This window comes from Deltaproteobacteria bacterium, assembly GCA_018668695.1.
Lineage (GTDB): Bacteria > Myxococcota > XYA12-FULL-58-9 > XYA12-FULL-58-9 > JABJBS01 > JABJBS01.
In genome coordinates, this window is record JABJBS010000241.1 from 1 (window position 1) to 18,959 (window position 18,959).

Annotated in this window: 11 protein-coding genes and 1 pseudogene; 4 read left to right on the forward strand and 8 right to left on the reverse strand. The window is 49.8% G+C overall.

Translation table 11 applies throughout. From position 1 onward, the window contains the following. Window positions 1–149 precede the first annotated feature (149 nt). Window positions 150–6,842: a cytochrome P450 gene (locus HOK28_12875; GenBank protein MBT6433986.1), complete on the reverse strand. Its 6,693-nt coding sequence runs from the start codon at window positions 6,840–6,842 to the stop codon at window positions 150–152. A 203-nt stretch (window positions 6,843–7,045) separates the two neighbouring features. Here HOK28_12875 and HOK28_12880 point away from each other — a divergent pair, with 203 nt between their 5' ends. Continuing rightward, complete coding sequence (locus tag HOK28_12880) at window positions 7,046–8,053, forward strand: DUF1624 domain-containing protein (protein ID MBT6433987.1); 1,008 nt, start codon at window positions 7,046–7,048, stop codon at window positions 8,051–8,053. On the opposite strand, the gene HOK28_12885 is transcribed toward HOK28_12880, so the two are convergent. The 5 genes from HOK28_12885 to HOK28_12905 all read right to left on the reverse strand — a co-directional run bounded on the left by HOK28_12885 (window position 8,046) and on the right by HOK28_12905 (window position 13,795). Further along, a complete protein-coding gene (locus HOK28_12885) occupies window positions 8,046–9,362 on the reverse strand; it encodes a fibro-slime domain-containing protein (protein MBT6433988.1) in 1,317 nt (438 codons plus the stop codon). The genes HOK28_12880 and HOK28_12885 overlap by 8 nt on opposite strands. Before the next feature lie 232 nt (window positions 9,363–9,594). Continuing rightward, window positions 9,595–10,953, reverse strand: coding sequence for a hypothetical protein (locus HOK28_12890; GenBank protein ID MBT6433989.1), 1,359 nt, complete (start codon window positions 10,951–10,953; stop codon window positions 9,595–9,597). Window positions 10,954–10,963: 10 nt separating this feature from the next. Continuing rightward, window positions 10,964–11,764, reverse strand: a complete 801-nt coding sequence (locus HOK28_12895) for a hypothetical protein (GenBank protein MBT6433990.1) — start codon at window positions 11,762–11,764, stop codon at window positions 10,964–10,966. A gap of 169 nt (window positions 11,765–11,933) precedes the next feature. Then, window positions 11,934–12,101 carry a hypothetical protein gene (locus tag HOK28_12900; protein ID MBT6433991.1) on the reverse strand — a complete coding sequence of 56 codons (168 nt, stop codon included), beginning with the start codon at window positions 12,099–12,101 and terminating at the stop codon, window positions 11,934–11,936. A 191-nt stretch (window positions 12,102–12,292) separates the two neighbouring features. Then, on the reverse strand, window positions 12,293–13,795 hold the full coding sequence (locus HOK28_12905; protein ID MBT6433992.1) for a hypothetical protein: 1,503 nt from the start codon (window positions 13,793–13,795) through the stop codon (window positions 12,293–12,295). Between the two features lie 100 nt (window positions 13,796–13,895). Here HOK28_12905 and HOK28_12910 point away from each other — a divergent pair, with 100 nt between their 5' ends. Continuing rightward, window positions 13,896–15,188 (forward strand): S8 family serine peptidase, encoded by a 1,293-nt coding sequence (locus tag HOK28_12910; protein ID MBT6433993.1) that lies wholly within the window; start codon window positions 13,896–13,898, stop codon window positions 15,186–15,188. Here HOK28_12910 and HOK28_12915 read toward each other — a convergent pair. Next, complete coding sequence (locus tag HOK28_12915; protein ID MBT6433994.1) at window positions 15,163–15,927, reverse strand: hypothetical protein; 765 nt, start codon at window positions 15,925–15,927, stop codon at window positions 15,163–15,165. The genes HOK28_12910 and HOK28_12915 overlap by 26 nt on opposite strands. A gap of 115 nt (window positions 15,928–16,042) precedes the next feature. Between HOK28_12915 and HOK28_12920 the strand changes: the two genes are divergently transcribed. Then, on the forward strand, window positions 16,043–16,672 hold the full coding sequence (locus HOK28_12920; protein MBT6433995.1) for a peptidoglycan DD-metalloendopeptidase family protein: 630 nt from the start codon (window positions 16,043–16,045) through the stop codon (window positions 16,670–16,672). A gap of 8 nt (window positions 16,673–16,680) precedes the next feature. Here the strand turns inward: HOK28_12920 and HOK28_12925 are convergent, their stop codons facing one another. Next, window positions 16,681–18,192 carry an FMN-binding glutamate synthase family protein gene (locus HOK28_12925; protein ID MBT6433996.1) on the reverse strand — a complete coding sequence of 504 codons (1,512 nt, stop codon included), beginning with the start codon at window positions 18,190–18,192 and terminating at the stop codon, window positions 16,681–16,683. Between the two features lie 683 nt (window positions 18,193–18,875). Between HOK28_12925 and HOK28_12930 the strand changes: the two are divergent. Continuing rightward, window positions 18,876–18,959 (forward strand): annotated as a pseudogene (locus HOK28_12930) (cell wall protein).

Below are 18,959 nucleotides of genomic sequence, written 5' to 3' on the forward strand. Positions count from 1 at the left end.
CCACGCTTGGAACCGCGCATCTGTAAACTCTGTGTCAGATTCGGAGAAATGCGAGAAGATTGCATCGACGATGAAAGGAACATCTCGATTGTAGGACCTAGCGTAGTAGGCACCCAAGGCCTGCCCCGCATTTGATAGGATGCCTGAGCTCATCTAGAGCCGCCAAAAATGTCACTGGCGGCAAATGGCTTAAGTACGGGCGCGGATTGTGCGGGCGCTACAGGCTCAGCGGCCTTTACTGGCGCTGTCGCTGGTGCTGCGGGCGGAGGACTTGGTTGGTCAGGTCTTTGGCTAAGCAGCTCTCTGAATGTTCGCACCAAGGCATGCATGGTATCATCGTCAATTGCGCTTTTGGAAAAGAGCCATTCCGCGCGCATCATGCCTTCAGGTGTTTCATTGATATTCAATACACTGTGGCTTTGGGCTGCAATTTGAACTTCTTCGTTTTGCTTTGCATCGAATGGTTCTGAGCGCAGTCCGCCTTTTTCAACTTCTTGGGTGTCGCGAAGGCTGAGCGTTTGCTCCCAGTGCAAAACGGCGCGGTGGATTTTTAGTTTTTCCGCGGGTCGCAGTTCAAGTTCGTTTAAGAGCAAGCCCATGGGAACTGCGTGCTTGATGCCATCGTAGAGTTGTCGATGGGTTTGTTGGATATAGTCATCAAAGGTTTGGTCTGCTAAGCACGAGATTTTTAGAATCAAGGCATCTGCAAAACACCCCACGAGTGCTTCCGTTTCGTTTTCACGCCCGGCCACGGGCACTTGGATAAGAACCGCATCTTGACCAGATTGCCGGCAGAGGGATACCGCATAGGCGGTGAGAAGGACCACGTTTAAGGAAGTTCGATTTTTTCGGCTCAAAGCGCGCAACGCATCAACTTGCTCGTGGATTAGATAAAACGCGAGGGTGCTGGCCGCAGTGTTTCCTGCTTTGGTTTTTGCGTTACTGAGTCCTAAAACAGGGGCGGGAGAGGACAGCTCTCTTCGCCAATATTCAAGCTTGTTGTCGTAATGGTGATGCTTTTGGAGCTCCTGCTGCCAATAGCTGTAATCAACAAATTGCAGTGGTAAGTGTGGAAGGCTGAGTTCTTCGGGTGCTTTGTCTTCACATAATCCATTGTAGAACTCCCAAAGTTCGCGAACGATGATGCCAAGGGACCACCCATCGGAGACGGCATGATGAACCACCAGGACCAAGAGAGAGGTATCGGAGTCCACATGAATCAAAGTAACGCGGATAACGCCATGGCTGACATCCATCGGACGTGTTGAAGCTTGCTTGGCCAGCTCAATGGCCTCTTGATGGTTGGTCGAGCTTAGAGACTCAAAGAAATCGCCTGGAATTTTTGCATCAATGCGTTGGCAAAAGCTTCCATCCTCTAAGAGGTTGAAGCGCGTGCGCAATACGGATTGGCGGCGAGCCATAAGTTGAAAGGATTTCTTGAGTGCTTCCTCGTCCACTTTACCGTGCAGCCAGGTCCGCATGGGAATATTCCAGTGCGACGATTCTTGAGTGGCCATAAAGTGGCTTTGCAGAATTTGGAGCTGAGCCATAGACACAGGGTGCTGCATGCCGGCGCTTCCATCCGGCTTGCCGCCTGAAGCGCGTGCCGTAAGAGACGGGGAGTGCCGCAGCTCATCGAATATTGGGTCGCTGTCATCAAGGTTCAATATATATTCGGCAACTTCTCCCAAAGTATCGAGCGCGTAGAGTTCTTCGACTGAAATGGTACCGCTGGATACGCGAGAGTTGACAGCATTAACCAAACGGCCAATGTCTAATGAAGAGAGCCCTAATGCCTGCAGGTCGGTATCTACAGTCAATTTTTCGGAAGTCGCCTTCAGCTCCTGAAGGATGCCGTTGAGATTTTCTACAATATCTTCAATCGTCGAACCGAAGTCATCTTCAGCGTTTTGGAAGGGGGCTGGTTGAACCACGCCAGGGTTTTTAACGATGTATTGTCTGTCTATTCCCAGAATACGATTGGCGGCTTGTAGGCCTGTTACGACGGCATCTTCATGAAGAGTCAGACCCCGGCTCCAGCTGCCACAATATTGAACTCTCTGCTTGCCCTGAAGCATCTTCAGCTCACGGCGCAGAAGCTGCGTGGCGGGTGTGACCTTTGTGTGTTCAAAGGTGTATTTCCAATGGGGTCCGTCACCTTCCCAGTCTTCCGCATTGGCATAGTTGTAAGTGCAGAAGATGGGTGTGCGTCCATCGGTATCACTTACAAAGGGCGTGGTGATGGGGATTGTTTCAGATGGCTCTGGAAGCGATTGGCCTTTGTCTGGAAGCAAAAAGTTGAGGAGACCCCATTCTTTTTTGTTTTCAGGAACCCATGAATCATCAAAATGTAAGACTGCGGTATCTACTGTGTATTCGAACTGTGAAAGAATATTTTCTTCTTCTTTGGTGGCGCATGGACCGAGAATCTTTAGCGCATGGTGGGGCTGAACCGCTAACACCACATGACCGAACGATTCTTTGCCACCATTGAATCCAAGTATGGCTTGATTTTGATCCCGAGTAATAAACGAAACATTTGTGTTGTTCACAACCTGAACGCGTCTCGATTGCAGCATGGCTTTGATAGCGTTCATGTACTCTTGGTTGTCTACCCGCATGACATCGTCGTTCTCGTTGGCGGTCATGCCTAAATACATCCAAGCAATGAGTCTCAATGGGTAGCTCAGATAATATTCGAGACTTTGCCCTGCGAAATAGTGGATGACTTTTCCAACAAAGTAGTAGCAGATGAATTCGTGTGAATATTCTTGCTCTTTGAAGAAGTTGCCAATGGTAACGCCATCTGCTTCAGGGTCGTTAATCATCCGGGTCATGTCGTAGTAGAATCGGGTAATGTCTTTTTCGATAGATTCTTGGGCAATCGTATGGCCATCTTTAGAGAAGTGGCGAATGGCTTGGTCTGCAGGGCATTCAACAATCGGCTTGATTCCCACTTTATCCATGAGCGACAAGGCATTGGGCCATTGCTTAGCCATAAACATACCGAAAGCGGGCTGTCGCATGTGAGCGCCGACGGGTTTCGTACAGGCATGCCCACCCAGGGATAAGTTCTTTTCAAAAACCGTGACTTTGTATCCATACTCGCTCAAAGCGAGCGCGGTCGCCAAGCCGGAAATACCGCCACCAACGATTGCAACTCGCCAGTCCATCGGAGCCTCTAAGCTAGGTTTCTTCTTCTTGTTTGGTTTGGTTGCCTTGGTTTTCACAAGGTTTCCGATAAGAGGATATTTTGATGCTAACCGGTCATGCCATTGTTTAAGCATATCCATTTGGCTTTGAGTCAGTGATGTGATGTCGGGGTTGTCTAAGTCTTCTTCTTCAAGAGACATGGTTGCGAGTGCTCTTGAGGCATCCCGTCCGGCAAATACCTCATAGGGGCCACCCTCACCGTAGAAATCAGCACTGGAACTTACATCATAGACCTTCCCGAGAATGGCAATGTAGATGGGTTTGTCATCTTCTCCGTTAAAACTCCGCAACTCATCCAGTGTCATTGATTCTTCGGTTGAATCTGCGTTGAAAAAGTCGTTCCAATCGTTTGAATCACGCTTTCTAAAATCGTTGACCTGCATGCCATCTTCATAGTTCGGCACGCCATAGCGCTCGCGGTACTGGGTATCGTCCCAGGCGGGCTTGGAGAGTTCCCAGTCATACTCGAGCAGTGACTGAGCTATCGTGGTCTTTACTAGGAGTGTAGCCAGATCTTTTCCTGGGCAGGCATGACCATTGAGTGGGTCGCCAGAGCCAAATGGGTCAAAGCTATTGTCTCCTGCAATATGCTCATTGCGTGGCTCCATGAAGCGGTCTGGGTCGAAGAGATGCGGGTTCTTGTAGAGAGCGGGGTCATGGTAGGAATACCAAGTGTGGCCCACCACATTGGAATCTTTCGGTATGTGAAGTCCGTCAACCACGATATCTTCTCGAGCTCTCGCGTAGTAGTGACCAACGGGTGGATGCAGCCGAATGGTTTCCCAGATACAGGCTTCTAACAGTGGTGTGTTCTTGGTAAGTGCATCACGCTCCAGTGGATCTCTTAGCAAGCGTAGTTCTTCCACCACGCGCTGACGGATCTCCGGCTCTGATGAGAGTATGGCGTAGAGGTTAATCAGGACATTCTTAAGCGCCGGGATGACGGCAAAGCCGCCAGAACCAATCAATAGGTCCGCATCAAATGTATCTGACTCAGTTGGATTCTTACCAACTAGAAACTCGCTGAGTTTAGCCTTAGCTTCCATGCCTTGGGCAACATTATCCTCACGGGTAACTTTCTGACTCTCGAAACTGTTTTTCCGAAAAGGGTCGACGCCATAAAGAACCGTGGTGAAAAGGTCGGGAGCCTCCGTAAGCATTTTACCCGTAAATACCTCACAGAAGAGGGCAGTGGTAAATTCATTAAACTCTGGCAGCCAAGGAAAGCTTTTTCGTGCAGCCCAGCGGTCCATGAATCGATTGGTAGTGTTCAGCGTTCGAGAAATGGTTGTTGGCATAAGTTCTTCTACAATCTCAGCCAGCCGTGATTTCATCTTCCGGTGGGTTTGCCCATTGGCCCATCGTGGGAAATTTTCATCATGAAATATTTCGGGAGCAGGTGCCGTAAAGTTCCAAACAGGCATTCGGTAGAATTTATCTTCGTCAAATAGGAGTGCGAGATTTTTAGTGCCTACAAGAAACGACCAATGCTCGTATCCTGGTCCACATTCAGGAAAGTAAACGGGGAAAGCTGCAGGTGCTCCATGACTGCCGCTAAAGTTCTTGAAGTCTAAAAGGAGCTTTGGGAAGTCACTTTCGCGTTTAGAGGATTCATCGGGCTGCGCGAGCACTGCCGAGACAGTTTTCTCGGCTGCCACTGGCGGTGGGTTTGGAGTGACCGGGCTGCTCACTTTCGGTTTGGTTATATTTTCTTGTTTCGGTGCAACGGGTTCCGCTGGATTGTCATTTTGCCAGGTTCCACCGGAAACAACATTGAGCTTTCCTGCTAAGAGCATTTCTCGAACCAAAAAACGTCGAATTTTGCCGCTGCTGGTTTTGGGAATGCTCTTGGAGTTGATGAGGGTAACTGTGGAGACATTGATATGATGTTCCCTGGCTATGCACTCATGAATTTTTTGAAAGCAGGCAGTGAGGTCCACACAGTGATTGGTTACTTCTGCAACAATATGAAGTTCTTCTTCGCCCGTTTCCTGGCTCTCTACCGCAAAGGCGGCGATGCATCCTGGCCGTAAGTATCCAGTGAGAGCTTCGGAGATATTTAGCTCCATATCTTCTGAATAGTGGTTCTTGCCGGCAATGATGATCATGTCTTTGTTGCGGCCACAAACAAAGAGTTCACCGTTTTCCGACGAGATGAAACCTAAGTCTCCAGTTCGAAGATATTCCTTTTTCCCGTCGTCTGATGAAGGATCTGAGCCAGGCAGCCTGGCATGAAAAACCTCTTCGGTCGTGTCCGGGAGTTTATGGTAGCCAAGAGTTTTACTAAGACTGGAAACCCAAATTTCGCCCACTCGGTCCTGAGGCGCAATGGACAGCGGTGTGCCTTCGTCATCTAAAAGAATGATCCGAACATCGGTTTCGTTCCAAGCCCTACCACTTCCAACCAGCTGCTTGAGCCGGGTTGTTTCGGCGTCATCTTGCGTAGAGTTGGCTACCACTTCACCGTCGTTTTCCAGTTCTGTGCGCTGTACATTGAGAACCTGAGGTAGACTTTTGAGGCTGTTGATGGTGACACCGACAGCGTGTTCGGCAAGACCGTAGGCGGGGCAAAATGTTTCTGCCCTGAACCCGCATCCCGCGAAAGCATCGGTGAATGATTTAAGGGTAGCGTAGCGAACCTTTTCGGCAGCACTCATTGCAACTTTGAGGTGGCTGAGGTCCCATTTCTCAACCTCGCGCTCCTCCTGAGTGGTTTTGTTGACGAGAAGCAAATAACCGAAATCAGGTCCAAAGGTATGAGTAGCCTTATGGTTATGCATCATGTCCAGCCACAGAGCAGGGCGCTGAATAAAAAACATGGGAGAAGTAATAACTGACTTACATCCCTGATTGAGCGAATTGAGAAAACCACTGATGAGACCAAAGTCATGAAAGTGGGGTGCCCACCAAGCGCAAACATGGTCAGGGCTGGACTCTAGAGCTTCCTCAATTAAATCGAACTGATGCTGAAGGTTGACCATTGTGGTCAGTGCGCCCTTTGGTGCGCTGGTCGATCCGCTGGAGTACATAATGAACGCGGTCTCTTCGACGGGTTGCGGTTCTAAGGAAATGTTCTTCTGGTTCGATGACATGCCGCTTGTGGTAATCCACCACAGGGATTCAAGGTCACCAAAGGTGAAGGTTTTCGTATCAGCGTTGCGGCCAAACATCGAGACCAGGCCTTTTCCGATTTGCTTGGCTTTGTGTTTTCGAATTTTCATGGTGACGAGCCGTGCGAAGAGCTTGTCGGTAAGGAGTACCCGTGCGTTGCTGTTGTTTACAATTCTTAGAAATTTTTTGACGTCGGAATTACTAAACGGCGGGTTCACCGGGACCGCGATAATACCGGCTTCCATACACGCCCAAAATGCAATGTAGAAATCGAGGCAAGGTGTATAGGCAAGAATCGCTGTGTCGCCGCGCTTGAGTCCTTCTTGTAAAAGTTCCACCGCCAGCCTTCGTGATGCATCTAGAAATTGGGCGTAAGTGTAACTGTGTTCATCCTGCCCTTTTGCATTCACCCATACGAGTGCGGGCTTTGATGGAAAGTCTTGGGCGTGCTGCTCAACTCGCTCGAGTAAATACTTTTTCGTATCCGTTTTTGGGTTCGCTGGGTGTTGTGAGTCCATGTATTCGCCGTTGCTCAAGTCCTGAAGAATGTATTTAGTGGCACAACGTCGCCTGATGAAAATTTTAAGGTAATTGGGTGGTTGGAGCAATCGACGCGGCGGTTCAGAGATGAGGTAGTTATTTTACCGACATGGTCTTGGTTGTGTTGCAGACTCAGGTGTCGGACAATGTGTCTAAATGACATTTAACCTTGGGGAATGCTTTGTCTAAAGGCAAACGTTATCTCAGCATCGATATCTTTCGAGGGCTGGCCATCGCCTTGATGGTTTTTGGCAATACGTGCCTGATCTTCAAGGGCCGTGCTGCCTGGGCTGATCACGCTCTGGATTTTGGGTGCACGCCGGGTGATCTGGTCGCTCCCATGTTCATTTTTGCCATCGCTATGACTTATAAGATGGCGTTTGAGCGCGGGGTAGAGCGCGAGGGTAGGCTGGATACCTATACAAAGATTTTTAGGCGGTACACTTGTTTTGCGGGCGTAGGGTTTTTGTTTCACCCCATTTTCCCGATCTCGGAGAGTGGGATTCGTTTCGCATGGGGAACATTGGCTGCTATCGGTTTGGCTGGTTTATTAACGCTTTTCTTCATTCATTTCTCACGGGTGCTCAGGTTTGTACTCAGCATCGCTTTATTGGTTAGTTACCAAATTCTCCTGGCGAAGCCGGTGATGACCACGGCTGGTGAGATGTCTCTGGCGGATGTTAATCTCTTCGACGGCCATGGCGGTATCGTTGGCGGGATTGCTTGGTTCGGTATGATGCTTTTGAGTACGGTAGTCGTTGATAACTTTAAGGAGCAGAAGTTGGAGCGTCTGTTTTGGTATGGCGCCTTGTTGATGCTTATGGGAGCGGGGCTGCATATTTCTTGGGAATTGTGGGACACGCCAGCTTATGGTGGCATATCGAAGGAGCGGATGACCACGGCCTATGTGCTGGTCGGAGTAGGCTTCAGTACATTCCTGTTTTGGTTTATTTATTGGCTCTACGATGTTCATGAGATTACGGGAAATAAGAGTAAATATTTACAGCCGCTGGCAAAGAATAGTTTCTTTATCTTTCTTACGCATCCATTTTTAGTGGTGGCGGTCTACTTGCTTCTTCCAGAAGGTGCGAACGATGTCATCGTATTCAGTGTGGCAGTTCTCAACACTTGGCTGGCTTGGAAATTGGCGGTTTGGATGGATGAAAACGGCCACTACGTGATTATCTAAGCCACCGTCGCCTGATGCGAACTGAGAGACCAAAGAGCCCGACTAAAAGCCATGTGACCCCCATAGAGCTGCCTTGAGAGCAGGCACAGCCGCCTTGGCGTCCAATGGGAATCTCTGAGGTGTCGCTGTCGTCGTATGTATCATCGGCAAGGGTGGGGTCTGGTTCAGTGGGGGTTCCAGGTTCTTCATCATCGGCATCTGTTTCGTCATCCACCGCTGGTTCTTCTTCTTCGGGCTCCGGCTCTGGGCATTCTTCTTCAAGGCCAGTGGTGCATGGATCACAGGCATCACCAATGCCATCCTCATCAGCATCGGCTTGATCTGGGTTGTCGACTCCAGGGCAATTGTCATCCACATCTAGCCATTCGTCACCATCGTCGTCTTCGTCGCATGCGTCACCCAATCCATCCTCATCGATATCGTCTTGAATTGGATTGCTTATATCTAAGCAATTGTCACAGACATCACCGATATCATCACCATCCATATCTGCTTGCATGAAGTTTGCGATGGCGGGGCAGTTGTCACAGAGGTCGCCTCGCAGGTCGTCGTCGCCATCTGACTGATCAGGGTTTGGATTGTAGGGGCAGTTGTCGATGTTGGTGTCGATGCCATCGTTGTCTTCTAGCTTGGCATCACTGAAGGCGATGCTGGTGGTAATAAAGCAATTGCTTCCCACGGTGTGGCGCTCTGCGAAGAAGAAGTTGAAATCGTAGAGGCCGTCCACTTCCATGCCCGCAGCTTCTGCGATTTCATCTAAGTTAACAGATTGGGTCTGTGGGCCGTGAACACCGCCTAAATCAATGGCCAAGTACCCGTTGAGAAAGAGCCATACGTCGTCGTCGCCAGTAAAAGTGAATACTTCGCCCCCGGTATAGGTAAAGCGTGCATGAACCATAAACGTAAAGTGGTAGTTATGAGAGAGGCCTTCATTGCCGTAGAGTTCACCATCAATAGGAAAGAATGCATTACTTCCGTAGGTGTACACATTGGGTGATGCATCTGAATTGGTCAGTTCTAAAGTGACCTGGGTGGCTTGGTTGGTATCTTCAATGGTTCGATACCATTCGTAGAATGAATCTTGATGATAGATGGTGGTACTGCCAGCGTCATTGATCAGCACTGGCCGGCCTTGATTATCAAGATACGGTTGGAGAACACCTGGATCAGAACCATTCATTCGCTGAAAGTCGATATGGGCTTGTTGAAAATCTCGCACCGTACCGGTGAGTGAAAGCGTTTCAGCATGGGCATGGGTTGCCAATAAACTTAGGAGAGCCAGGTGAGTTATCCAATGGATCGGGCGCATGGGTGCTCCAGGTAAAGGGCGATGAACTGGACCTCTTCATGTCTTAGGCAAGGGCTTCTTGCAATAGACGCATCGGCTGAATTTACGATTTCAGAAAGTAAGGATACCAGCTCAGAGGAGATTGCCACGCTTTTCCAAGACTTTTATGGGCTCGGCTGACCCCACTAACAATCTTTGGCGGGATGATGCATTCACTTTATAAAGTACAATTTTTTTGGTGGTTTACCGTCACCTAGTCATCTGTGAGGTTGATTCGCATTTCAACCGGGTAGTGGTCGCTGATGAGTTTGGCCGCCCGCATGTCTAAGTCGTACGCTTGGTCGAAGTAGAAAACTTGGGCTCCCTCGTCAGCTACACGGCTCGTCATACCACTGGTTGTCACGAACCTGTCGTAGGCGCAGACCGTGGCACTGGTGGTGGTATCGGCCGAATCGAGAATGTGCCACGTAAACCGCGGGTCGGTTCTCAAGCTGATGTCGTCGAAGTGCGATGCCCTTACATAGTTGCAGCTGGCATTAAAGTCGCCCATGAGAATCACATCTTCATCTCCAAGCATGGTGACCGCATCGTCATGAACCGCGGTAAGAGCATCGAGCTCTTCGCGGGCATGATCAGGTGCGGTGTGGATGCCAACCACCGAGAAGTCTACGTCGTGGTTGTTGGCACGAAATCTTACGATGTAGGGCTCGCGCTCAAAGATGTCTCCTGAGGGTTCTGGTCCATCATCGTAATGGTAACTGTCTACCACGCTAAGTTTGGCCGTCTTGTAGATATAGGCGTATTGCTCTTTGCTATTGGTTCGCCCAAGTCTATCGGAAATAGCCATGTCATATTGTCCGCCTGAAGCGCTGTTAAGCATTTCCATGAGGCTATAGATAGCGGTTTCACTGGAGTCACGAATCTCTTGAAAGAGGACGAGGTCATACCGGGACAGAATGGAAACGAGGCTGCTGGCGACATCATCTTGTTTCATTTTACTCTTGCCAAAAACCTGCACATTGAAGGCGCCAATGAATAGAGAATCTGGGTCATCGTCTACTTCAGCGCTTACGGCCGGGAAGGCAACACCGGCGCGGTGAACATAAAGCCCCGGCGCAGTCGTGACGACGCCTCTGTTTTTCTTAAGCAGAATCCGCACTTTTACAACTTGACCACCGTACTCGTGAATGGGAATAAACCCTTCTTCCAGACCTGTAGCCGAGTTTCGTTCTAGGATTGTCGTAAAATCAGAATTACTCCTGGCATTTTCCGCACCAATTTGAACCTTAAATGCGCTGTAGTCACCGCCCAAGAATTCATACTTCATATCCAGCTCTGGAGCGTCGGAGTTGGTCAGGTCATAGGTGCGCGTGAGTTTCCAGTAGTAGGTATAGAGCGTGGGGGAGGGAGTATTGTGAATCGCTCCTTCACTGTCATGAACGGTGTTTTGCCACCCAGGCGTGTTGGTTCGCGTAATTTTACGAGGTGAGATTTTCCATACCCCGCTGTTGCGGTCAAACTCCTCAATACCATGGGCAACGGCGGTCGTTGCCACCAGCGAGAGTAGAGCGGAGATACAGATTGTTCGAATCATTAAAGTTGTTTTGTTCATGGTATGCTCCTCAATCCGAAATCCGGCCAGAGACCGAACCTGCAAATGCCCCAATTCGATACATGCCTTCGATGGTCATCGTTTCATGGTCTATGCTACCTTCTGCAAGTAGCTCATCGAGGGTGGCATCGCCTTCGAGCATGCTCACCACCATGGTTCCATCGCTGGTAACAAAGCCGCCAAGTTCATAGGTCGAATTGGTGATGGTTGTGATTGAGGTTTTGAATCTGCCATTTTCAATATTGAAAACAGTGGTTCCAACTTCCTCTCCAGACAAGTCGAGGCTCACTTCATAGGTGCCGTCGAATTCTGTGATAGGGTCTAGGTCGAACGGTGTCGATCCTCGTGATCCACAGAACACGCCACCTCGTTCTCCATCGTCTATTTCGTAGTTTCCCGACACCAGACCATCTTGAATCTGTCCATCGGCGACCACCACAGACCCTTGGTTGCCTTCGATGGGTTCGAAGACAAAGTTGCCGTCATTGTCGAGGTAACCTTCAATCCAGAAAACTTCGCTGAAGATGCTGACGAGGTCCCCTGAAAATCGGCTGTTCTCAACAACGAGAGTTCCCAGTGCGGCCTGAATACCCGATGTAATAAACGTAACGGTATAGGTTCCATCAAAAGGTCCCACTGCGGCTGCCGCGTCATCTGGTTGCGGTTCTGCATCGTCCGTTGAGGTGTCTGGCGTTGAGGTTGTATTGTCCTGAGGTGTGTCGGGTGTGGGCTCTTGTTCGCCCTTGCATCCAGTGTGCGCGACACTCATTAGTAAGAGTGCGGCAACAGATAGCCAGCTGATTCGATTCATCATTTCCCCCTTGGAAACATTCGTTTAAAGAACGTCTTAGAGGGAGTGTAACGATAAGGAGCTTAGGCGCGCAATTGTGGGGAAAGAGGAGACTTTGTCGTACCCCACCTGTTGCAATTGGATAAATTGCGCATTCGGCTGGAAGCCATTGATTTCAGGGCGTTTCGGCTTAGCCTAAATGGCTGGCGTAGATTTCTTCGTTGAATCCAACGAGAACCAACTTACCAACTCGAAGCAATGGAGCGCGCATATTGCCGGTATTTCCCAGCATTGCCGTAACCGCTTCTTCGGTGGTGTCTTTTCCCACTTTGAATTCGGTGACTTTTTTGCCCTTCATGACAATCATCTTTGATGATTCCTGAGCAATCGCTTCTGCATCTGCTGCTTGAAGCTTTTTACTTGCCGAAACGCTTTCTTTAACTGTGAGCTCATTGGCCTCTATAAACTTAGAGGCTTTGGTGCAGCTTGTTCAGCCTTTGCGGTCGTAGATCCAATTAATCGTTTTTCTTTTTGGCATAACATTCACCCTTAGTGTGTTTGCTGAGTTCTACTCTTTCGGGAAGTACGATTCCAGAAGAAAAGACCAATGAGTAAGAGCCAAAGAGAAGGGTGCGTTGCTTGTTGGCAACCGGAGCTGTTGTCTTCATCCTCACCAGACGGTTCACCACTTGCTCCAGGGTCTTGAGTTTCATCTTCAGCGATACAGCTTTCAGCAACGGAAAGTGGCCCCAGGCAGATATCTGTGTAAACGGAGTTGCCAGACGTTGTTGGGTTCATAACAGCAAGCCAGTAGGAACCCGCAGGTAAGGGCTCACCATTTTGGAGGGCGTAGGGTTGAGTCATATCGGAAGCCCATTGATCAAGACTGAGTTGAACTTCCCCAACTGCTGATATTGCTTGGAAATAGCTGAGTCGCAGATTCGCGCTCTCCTTGGCCATAGCCCAATAAAGTGGTCCGCCCGTGTGTTCCACCAGATAATAACTGGTTGTCATTGGATAAAAACGGTTGGAGGTTTCAACGGTGTTTAGGGAGCTTTGTTGAGCGGGCTGGATGCCTGCGAAAAGGGCGGCGTCGGGGTAGGACTCTAGCGGCCCGGCACGAGTCCCAGTTCCAAGATTGTAGCTAGAAAAGTCCAGCCAAGCTGCCTCCATAGTGTCATTTCTGTTTTCCAACTGTTCAACCATGGCGATTACGAAGTCGGCGTCTGCGGTTAATCCCTCCCAGGCGAGAAGCAACTCGTTGATTAGGTTGGTGTCGTGACGAAGGGAAAGAAACTCCCACCAGATACCGGTGCCGTAAGCGAAAGCGGGCACAGGACCCGCCGGTGGTTTGTTGAGAGGGCGGTCGGTATCTGAGAGGTAATAATTGGCAAACCCTCGAAAGTCTCGAGAATCGGGGTCGTAGCGTCTTTGGCCCCACACAGCGGTTCCCTCCGAAACCCAAATGGGGAGCTGTGAATTATAGGCGGCTTGAATGAAGTGAAAGAGTTCGTGAGGAATAACGGTGCGGAGTCCTTCGAGGTATGAGCTGTAATTGTATCCGGCGAAGTCGTTTTCAATCACCATATACCCGGTGCAGCGGTTATCGTTATCACAGGTATCAATGCTAAAATTGCCATCGGCATTCCCTGCAAAATCCACCAAGTAGAAGTCTATGGCATCGCTGCCGCCATCGTCCGCGACCGCAAAATCGTATTCTCTTAAGGGACGATAGAAATTCAGGCTGTTAAAGATCGTAAGAGATTCCTGGGCAATTTCTGCGACCTTCTCTACAAAATCTGGGACGCCGTCATCGTTGGTATCTTGCATGCGTGTTTGGTTAGGGCCTTCGGAGCTGTAGTGCACACGAATCACTCCATCCGGGGTTTCCCAGTGGGTGACTTGGTCGGTAATGGAAAACGAAAACAGATCGCTGTTGTTGGTAGGGCGGGCAAATACGCTCGGAGTAAGTGCCATGAGTGCAGTGCTGGCAATGAGAACCGTGAATTTCCAATTGTGAAAGGGGCGGTTTAGATTTAGTCTGGATGCCATGCGTTTGATTATCCTTCTTGTCTTAGCCCTTGGTTCTAACTCTGTATATGCATCTTCGCCCGTCGGATCTACGCTTGAATGGATAGAGTGGGGAGGCAGCATGGTCCCCGTCTTGCCTGCCGCGGTCATTACGGTCGAAGATTCGTGGAAATTACCTGAGGGGCTCTTAGAGATGGGTGAGTCATTGGGCCAATCCGGGAAGACCTGGCGTGTTGAGGCGCTGCCCGGCCAATCCGGGGTCGAGCTGGCTAAAGCATGGAAAAATCGACCAGGTGTCCGCTTCGCCGAGCCCGATATGCTCTTGCCTCACAGCCGTTGGGAAGAGCGGTTCAATGACCCTGATTATTTGAGTCAGTGGTACCATGAGAGCTTAAATACGGAGTTGCTTTACGATTTAAGTCTGGGCAATCCAGATGTTTATATTGCCGTGATTGATTCTGCGATTGAGACCGCGCATCCCGAGTTTGTCGGTTCTGTAATCGCTCCCCTCGATGTTTATGGCGATGACAATGACCCCAATCCAGAGCCGGGTGAATATTGTTTTGAGCCCGATGATATGAGTTTGTGTGATACGCACGGCACTGCGGTGGCTGGCATCGCTGTTGCTCAGGCAAACAACAACGAGGGCATTGTGGGTCTATGTCCAGAGTGTTCGTTAATACCCATTCGCTTGTTGGGAGAATACTATGCGCCGCTCTCTGGCGATGTAAAAGCTTTCGAGCATGCCATCGATAATGGTGCTTGGGTTATCAATAACTCTTGGGGTTACAGCGACTATATGCCTGTTTCTGATACGCTTCGCGCGGTGATTGTTCGTGCCGCTACCGAGGGGCGAAATGGCTTAGGCGCGGTGGTGGTATTTGCGGCTGGTAATGATGACCGCGAAATTTTGGACGATGAGTTGGCAGCTATTCCCGAGGTTGTGTCTGTTACGGCGATCGACCATTACGGTAACCCCACGCCTTATACGAATACGGGAGCTACTGTGGATATCGCAGCACCTTCGGCTACAGTTTCAACCTCCGTTAATGGAGGCTACACCCAAAGCTTCGGCGGGACCTCGGCTGCATCGCCAGTTGTTGCGGGAGTGGCGGGACTGATTTTATCCATTCATCCTGAGTACAGCGCTGAACAGGTGAGGGCGCTTTTAACTGATTCAGCAAAAAAAGATGGTCGGGTGACCTTCGATGAAAATGGTCATCATAATACCTTCGGTTTTGGTTTTTTAAGCCCAGAAGGCATTGTAGAAACCTGGAGACCTGCTCCGGAAGCTGTCCCCGATGAGCCAGAGATGGAATCGGGGGGGTGCACTGCCGTGCAAGGACCACTTTGGATTCTTTTGCTAACCCTGATGGGCCTTCGACGCTTTAGAGATGTCGCCAGCGTAGTTTGAAGTTACCACCGCCAGTACCCGTTGCGTTGGTTGCATTACAGTTGGCTTGTCCTTCTTGATAATACTCTTCAACTTTGAGTTTGATGACCTGACCGTTATCCAGCTGAATGATGAATGGCACACTTGTGGTCGCTACGCAGCCTTCATAAGTCCACCAGTTGCTCATATAGACCTGAGGACTGCCTAGACCATAGCTGTCTTGGATCAGAGTGCAGTCCGCCGTGTAGAAGTTATCTTTATAAAACGTAAGATTGGCCGGTACTTCAGAAATATTGTCGTACTCACTTTCTAGGAGGACAGCTGCGCTTACGCAAGACGGACCACCACTGCCGCTGTTGAGTCTCAATTTGAATCGGTGGGCTGCAAGGTGCCAGTCCATGGACTCGAGCGCTTGATTGTCGTTGATTTCAACTTTCTCGGCACCGGATTCTGTAAACCGAATGTAGATCCATGGGTTGCTTGATGAATTCCCAAATCCACCAGTGGTTGCATCGACAAAGGTGACCCAGTTTTCAGATTCGCGCCGGGTGGTCACACTGGTGGTTGCCACGCTGTTTTGGAGTGAGAGGTCCAAAACCATATTATCCACACATTCAACGTCTTGAATTTCGGTGCAGATGGGTTCTGGAGTGTCCGTTACTTCTTGGGATTCGCTTGGCGCTGTGTCACTGCCGCAGGCAGCCAATAGATGGATAAGAAGTAAGGACAACGTGCTAATCATTAGGCTCTGAGTTTTCATAGAAACTTCCTAACCTAGAATAAATTGGGCGGCAACCGGAAGAAGTTGAGACTTTTCACTCCCGCTGGGATGGGCTATGGCGTAGCCTTGAAACAATGATGAAAGCATGAATCTGATGAGTTATCCAAAGTCCCCGAATCCGGAAGATTTCGAGCCGCTTAAGACCGCAGGAATTCAATTTACCACGGTCATTGATCTGGGCGAAAACTATGAAGTTTACGACTTTACAAAGGGTTATGATGCCAAACGGGTGCTGGCGTCTCCTTATGGGGTAGGGCGCTACGATGAACACCGGCCGGGAATGTATGAAGGTGAACAATTCTTGGACGACCAGCGCGATGTGCATGTGGGTGTAGATTTGGCCGGACCCGTGGGAGAGCCGGTTCACGCTTTTTATGCCGGTACCATTTTCAAGTTAGGTGATAACGCTTTGCCCTACGATTATGGCCCGACCATCATCACGCGTCATGAATGGCTTGGTCAGGTTGTGTATGTTTTGCATGGTCACCTCTCACGAGAGAGCTTAAAGAAATGGTCGGTTGGAGACTCATTTGAAGCGGGAGAAGTTCTTGCCTGGCTCGGCAGTGAAGAAGAAAACGGCGGCTGGAATTCGCACCTGCATTTTCAGCTAAGCTTAATGGAGCCTAAGACCCACGACTTACCGGGAGCTGTAAACAGAAAAGACCGGCCCTGGGCGCTTCTTGCTTTTCCTGATCCGAGATTGGTCCTGGGCCCGCTCTATTGATTCCTGCCTTAAGGGGCGCCCGATGGGTCGCAGCGGTACCCTAGAATATCTTCGAGCGTTGTAAACTTGTTGACGCCACTTGAAAATTCAATATCGGCTCCGTCAAACAAACACGGATGCTTGTAACCAGCTGCGTGCGAGAGAGTAAGAATCTCTTTGCGAAAACCTTGAATGTAGTTGGCGACCCGTTGGGTTTTATCGGTCACATTCACACCTGACTGTAGCCACCTGTTTTGGGTGGCTATTCCTGCAGGACACTGACCAGTATGGCAGTGTTGAGCCTGGATACAACCAAGTGCCATCATGGGTTCACGAGCGACCCCGATGAGGTCACACCCCATGGCAAACGCGATAATGGCTCGGTCGGGAAATCCAAGTTTACCGCTGCCAATCCAAGCGAGCTGGCTGGCCATGTCGTAGTCTTGGAATATTCTGTAGACGCGTGTGAAGCCTACTTTAAAGGGTAGGGCCACGTGGTCAGAAAATGAGAGGGGCGCCGCTCCTGTGCCGCCTTCGCCACCATCGATGGTGATGAAGTCTGGTCCAGCATTTCTTGTTTTCATGCGCTGAGCGAGTTGATCCCAAAAGTCGAGTTGTCCAATGGCACTTTTCACGCCCACGGGAAGTCCGGTTTTGTCGGCAATCTTCTCGATGAAGTCAATCATGCTGTCTACGTCGGAGAACTCTGTATGCCGGTTGGGCGAGAGGCAATCTTGGCCCATGGGAATGCCACGAATGGCTGAAATCTCTTCAGTGATTTTGCTGGCGGGTAAAATACCACCCTTGCCTGGTTTGGCGCCTTGAGAGAGCTTTATTTCGATGGCTTTTACGGCCGGGACAGCGGCACATTGCTCTGTGAGTTTTTCGAGTGAGAATTTTCCATCACTGCCTCGGGCGCCAAAGTAGCCAGTACCAAGTTGCCACATTAAATCGCCGCCTTCTTGGTGGTAAGGGCTGATGCCGCCTTCACCAGTATTGTGAAAGCAATTGGCGATTTTACTACCGCCATTGAGCGAACGGATCGCGCGTTCCCCTAAGCTTCCAAAGCTCATTGCGGAAATGTTCACTATCGACTTTGGCTGGTAGGGCTTAGCTCGGCCGTGGCTTTCACCAAGCGTTTTAGAACAGGGAATTGAAGTGTGGTCGGCTTCATCGAGAAATTCTGTGTCGGGGATAGGAAATGTAGCGTGTTTAATGATGGGGTAACCTGTCTCATAAAGAGACTCAGTGGTGCCGAAGCCGAAGTTGTTGTTCTGTTTTTTCGATGTGGAGTATACCCAGCGGCGCTCCGCCCGGTTGAAAGGGCGCTCTTCTTTATCGTTGGCCACCCAGTATTGTCTTAGGCCGGGACCGACCATTTCCAGGAGATAGCGCATATGACCAAACACTGGGAAGTTGTGGAGAAGCGTGTGGGTTTTTTGAGTGAGGTCTCGAATCGCCAAGAGCGTGAACGCGGCTAGAAGAACCAAGAGAGTTGTTGCCAGAGGATGTGCCTGCATCCATGAAAGCACCGTGGTCATGTGAGCCCCTTGTGAGTGTGAACAAGCCCGGGAAGGCTCTGTAAGATTAGCGTTTTCTTAGAAGTGGTAGCAATGGCGTAGATTTCTGTCATTTCGGGCAGCGTTGCAGCCTTTTAGGTTAGTCCACTGAAAAAACAGGGGATATAGCTCTATAATTTCATCGATTGTTGCAGATCTTTGGGGCGTTCAATGTTTAAGCCTTTTTCAATCATGGTTGGTGCACAAGGAGCGAGCGAGCCTCCATCAATGTAACGGCGCACACCCTCGGCGAGGGTAGAATGGATATTGTGATTTGGTACGGTGAAAACAAAGGCATCGAACGCAACTATAATCTACTGGTGAGTATTATAGAGTAGCGAAATGACCTCATTGGTAATGAACGTCTCCATGCTCTAAGCCAGTACCGGTTATCTTGTGTATTTTCTGGGGAGCAATTTCGGAACCGGCCGCATAGCCCGTTGACAAAGTGCGTCACGAGGCCTAGAGCCGCGACCATTGAGGCAGGGGAGGGCTCGCCTCATCGTCGTATCCAAATTAAATGCCCTATGGAGATTCTTATGAATACTTATTTTAATGGACTGCTTTCTGTTTTGTGTGTTGTTGCTCTCGTTGCTTGTAGCTCAACCGAAGCCACCGATGGCAGCGAAAATTCATCAACTGAAACCACTGAAGAAAACCAGGGTACGGACACAACCGACACAACGGACACAACCGACACAACGGACACAACCGACACAACGGACACAACCGACACAACGGACACAACC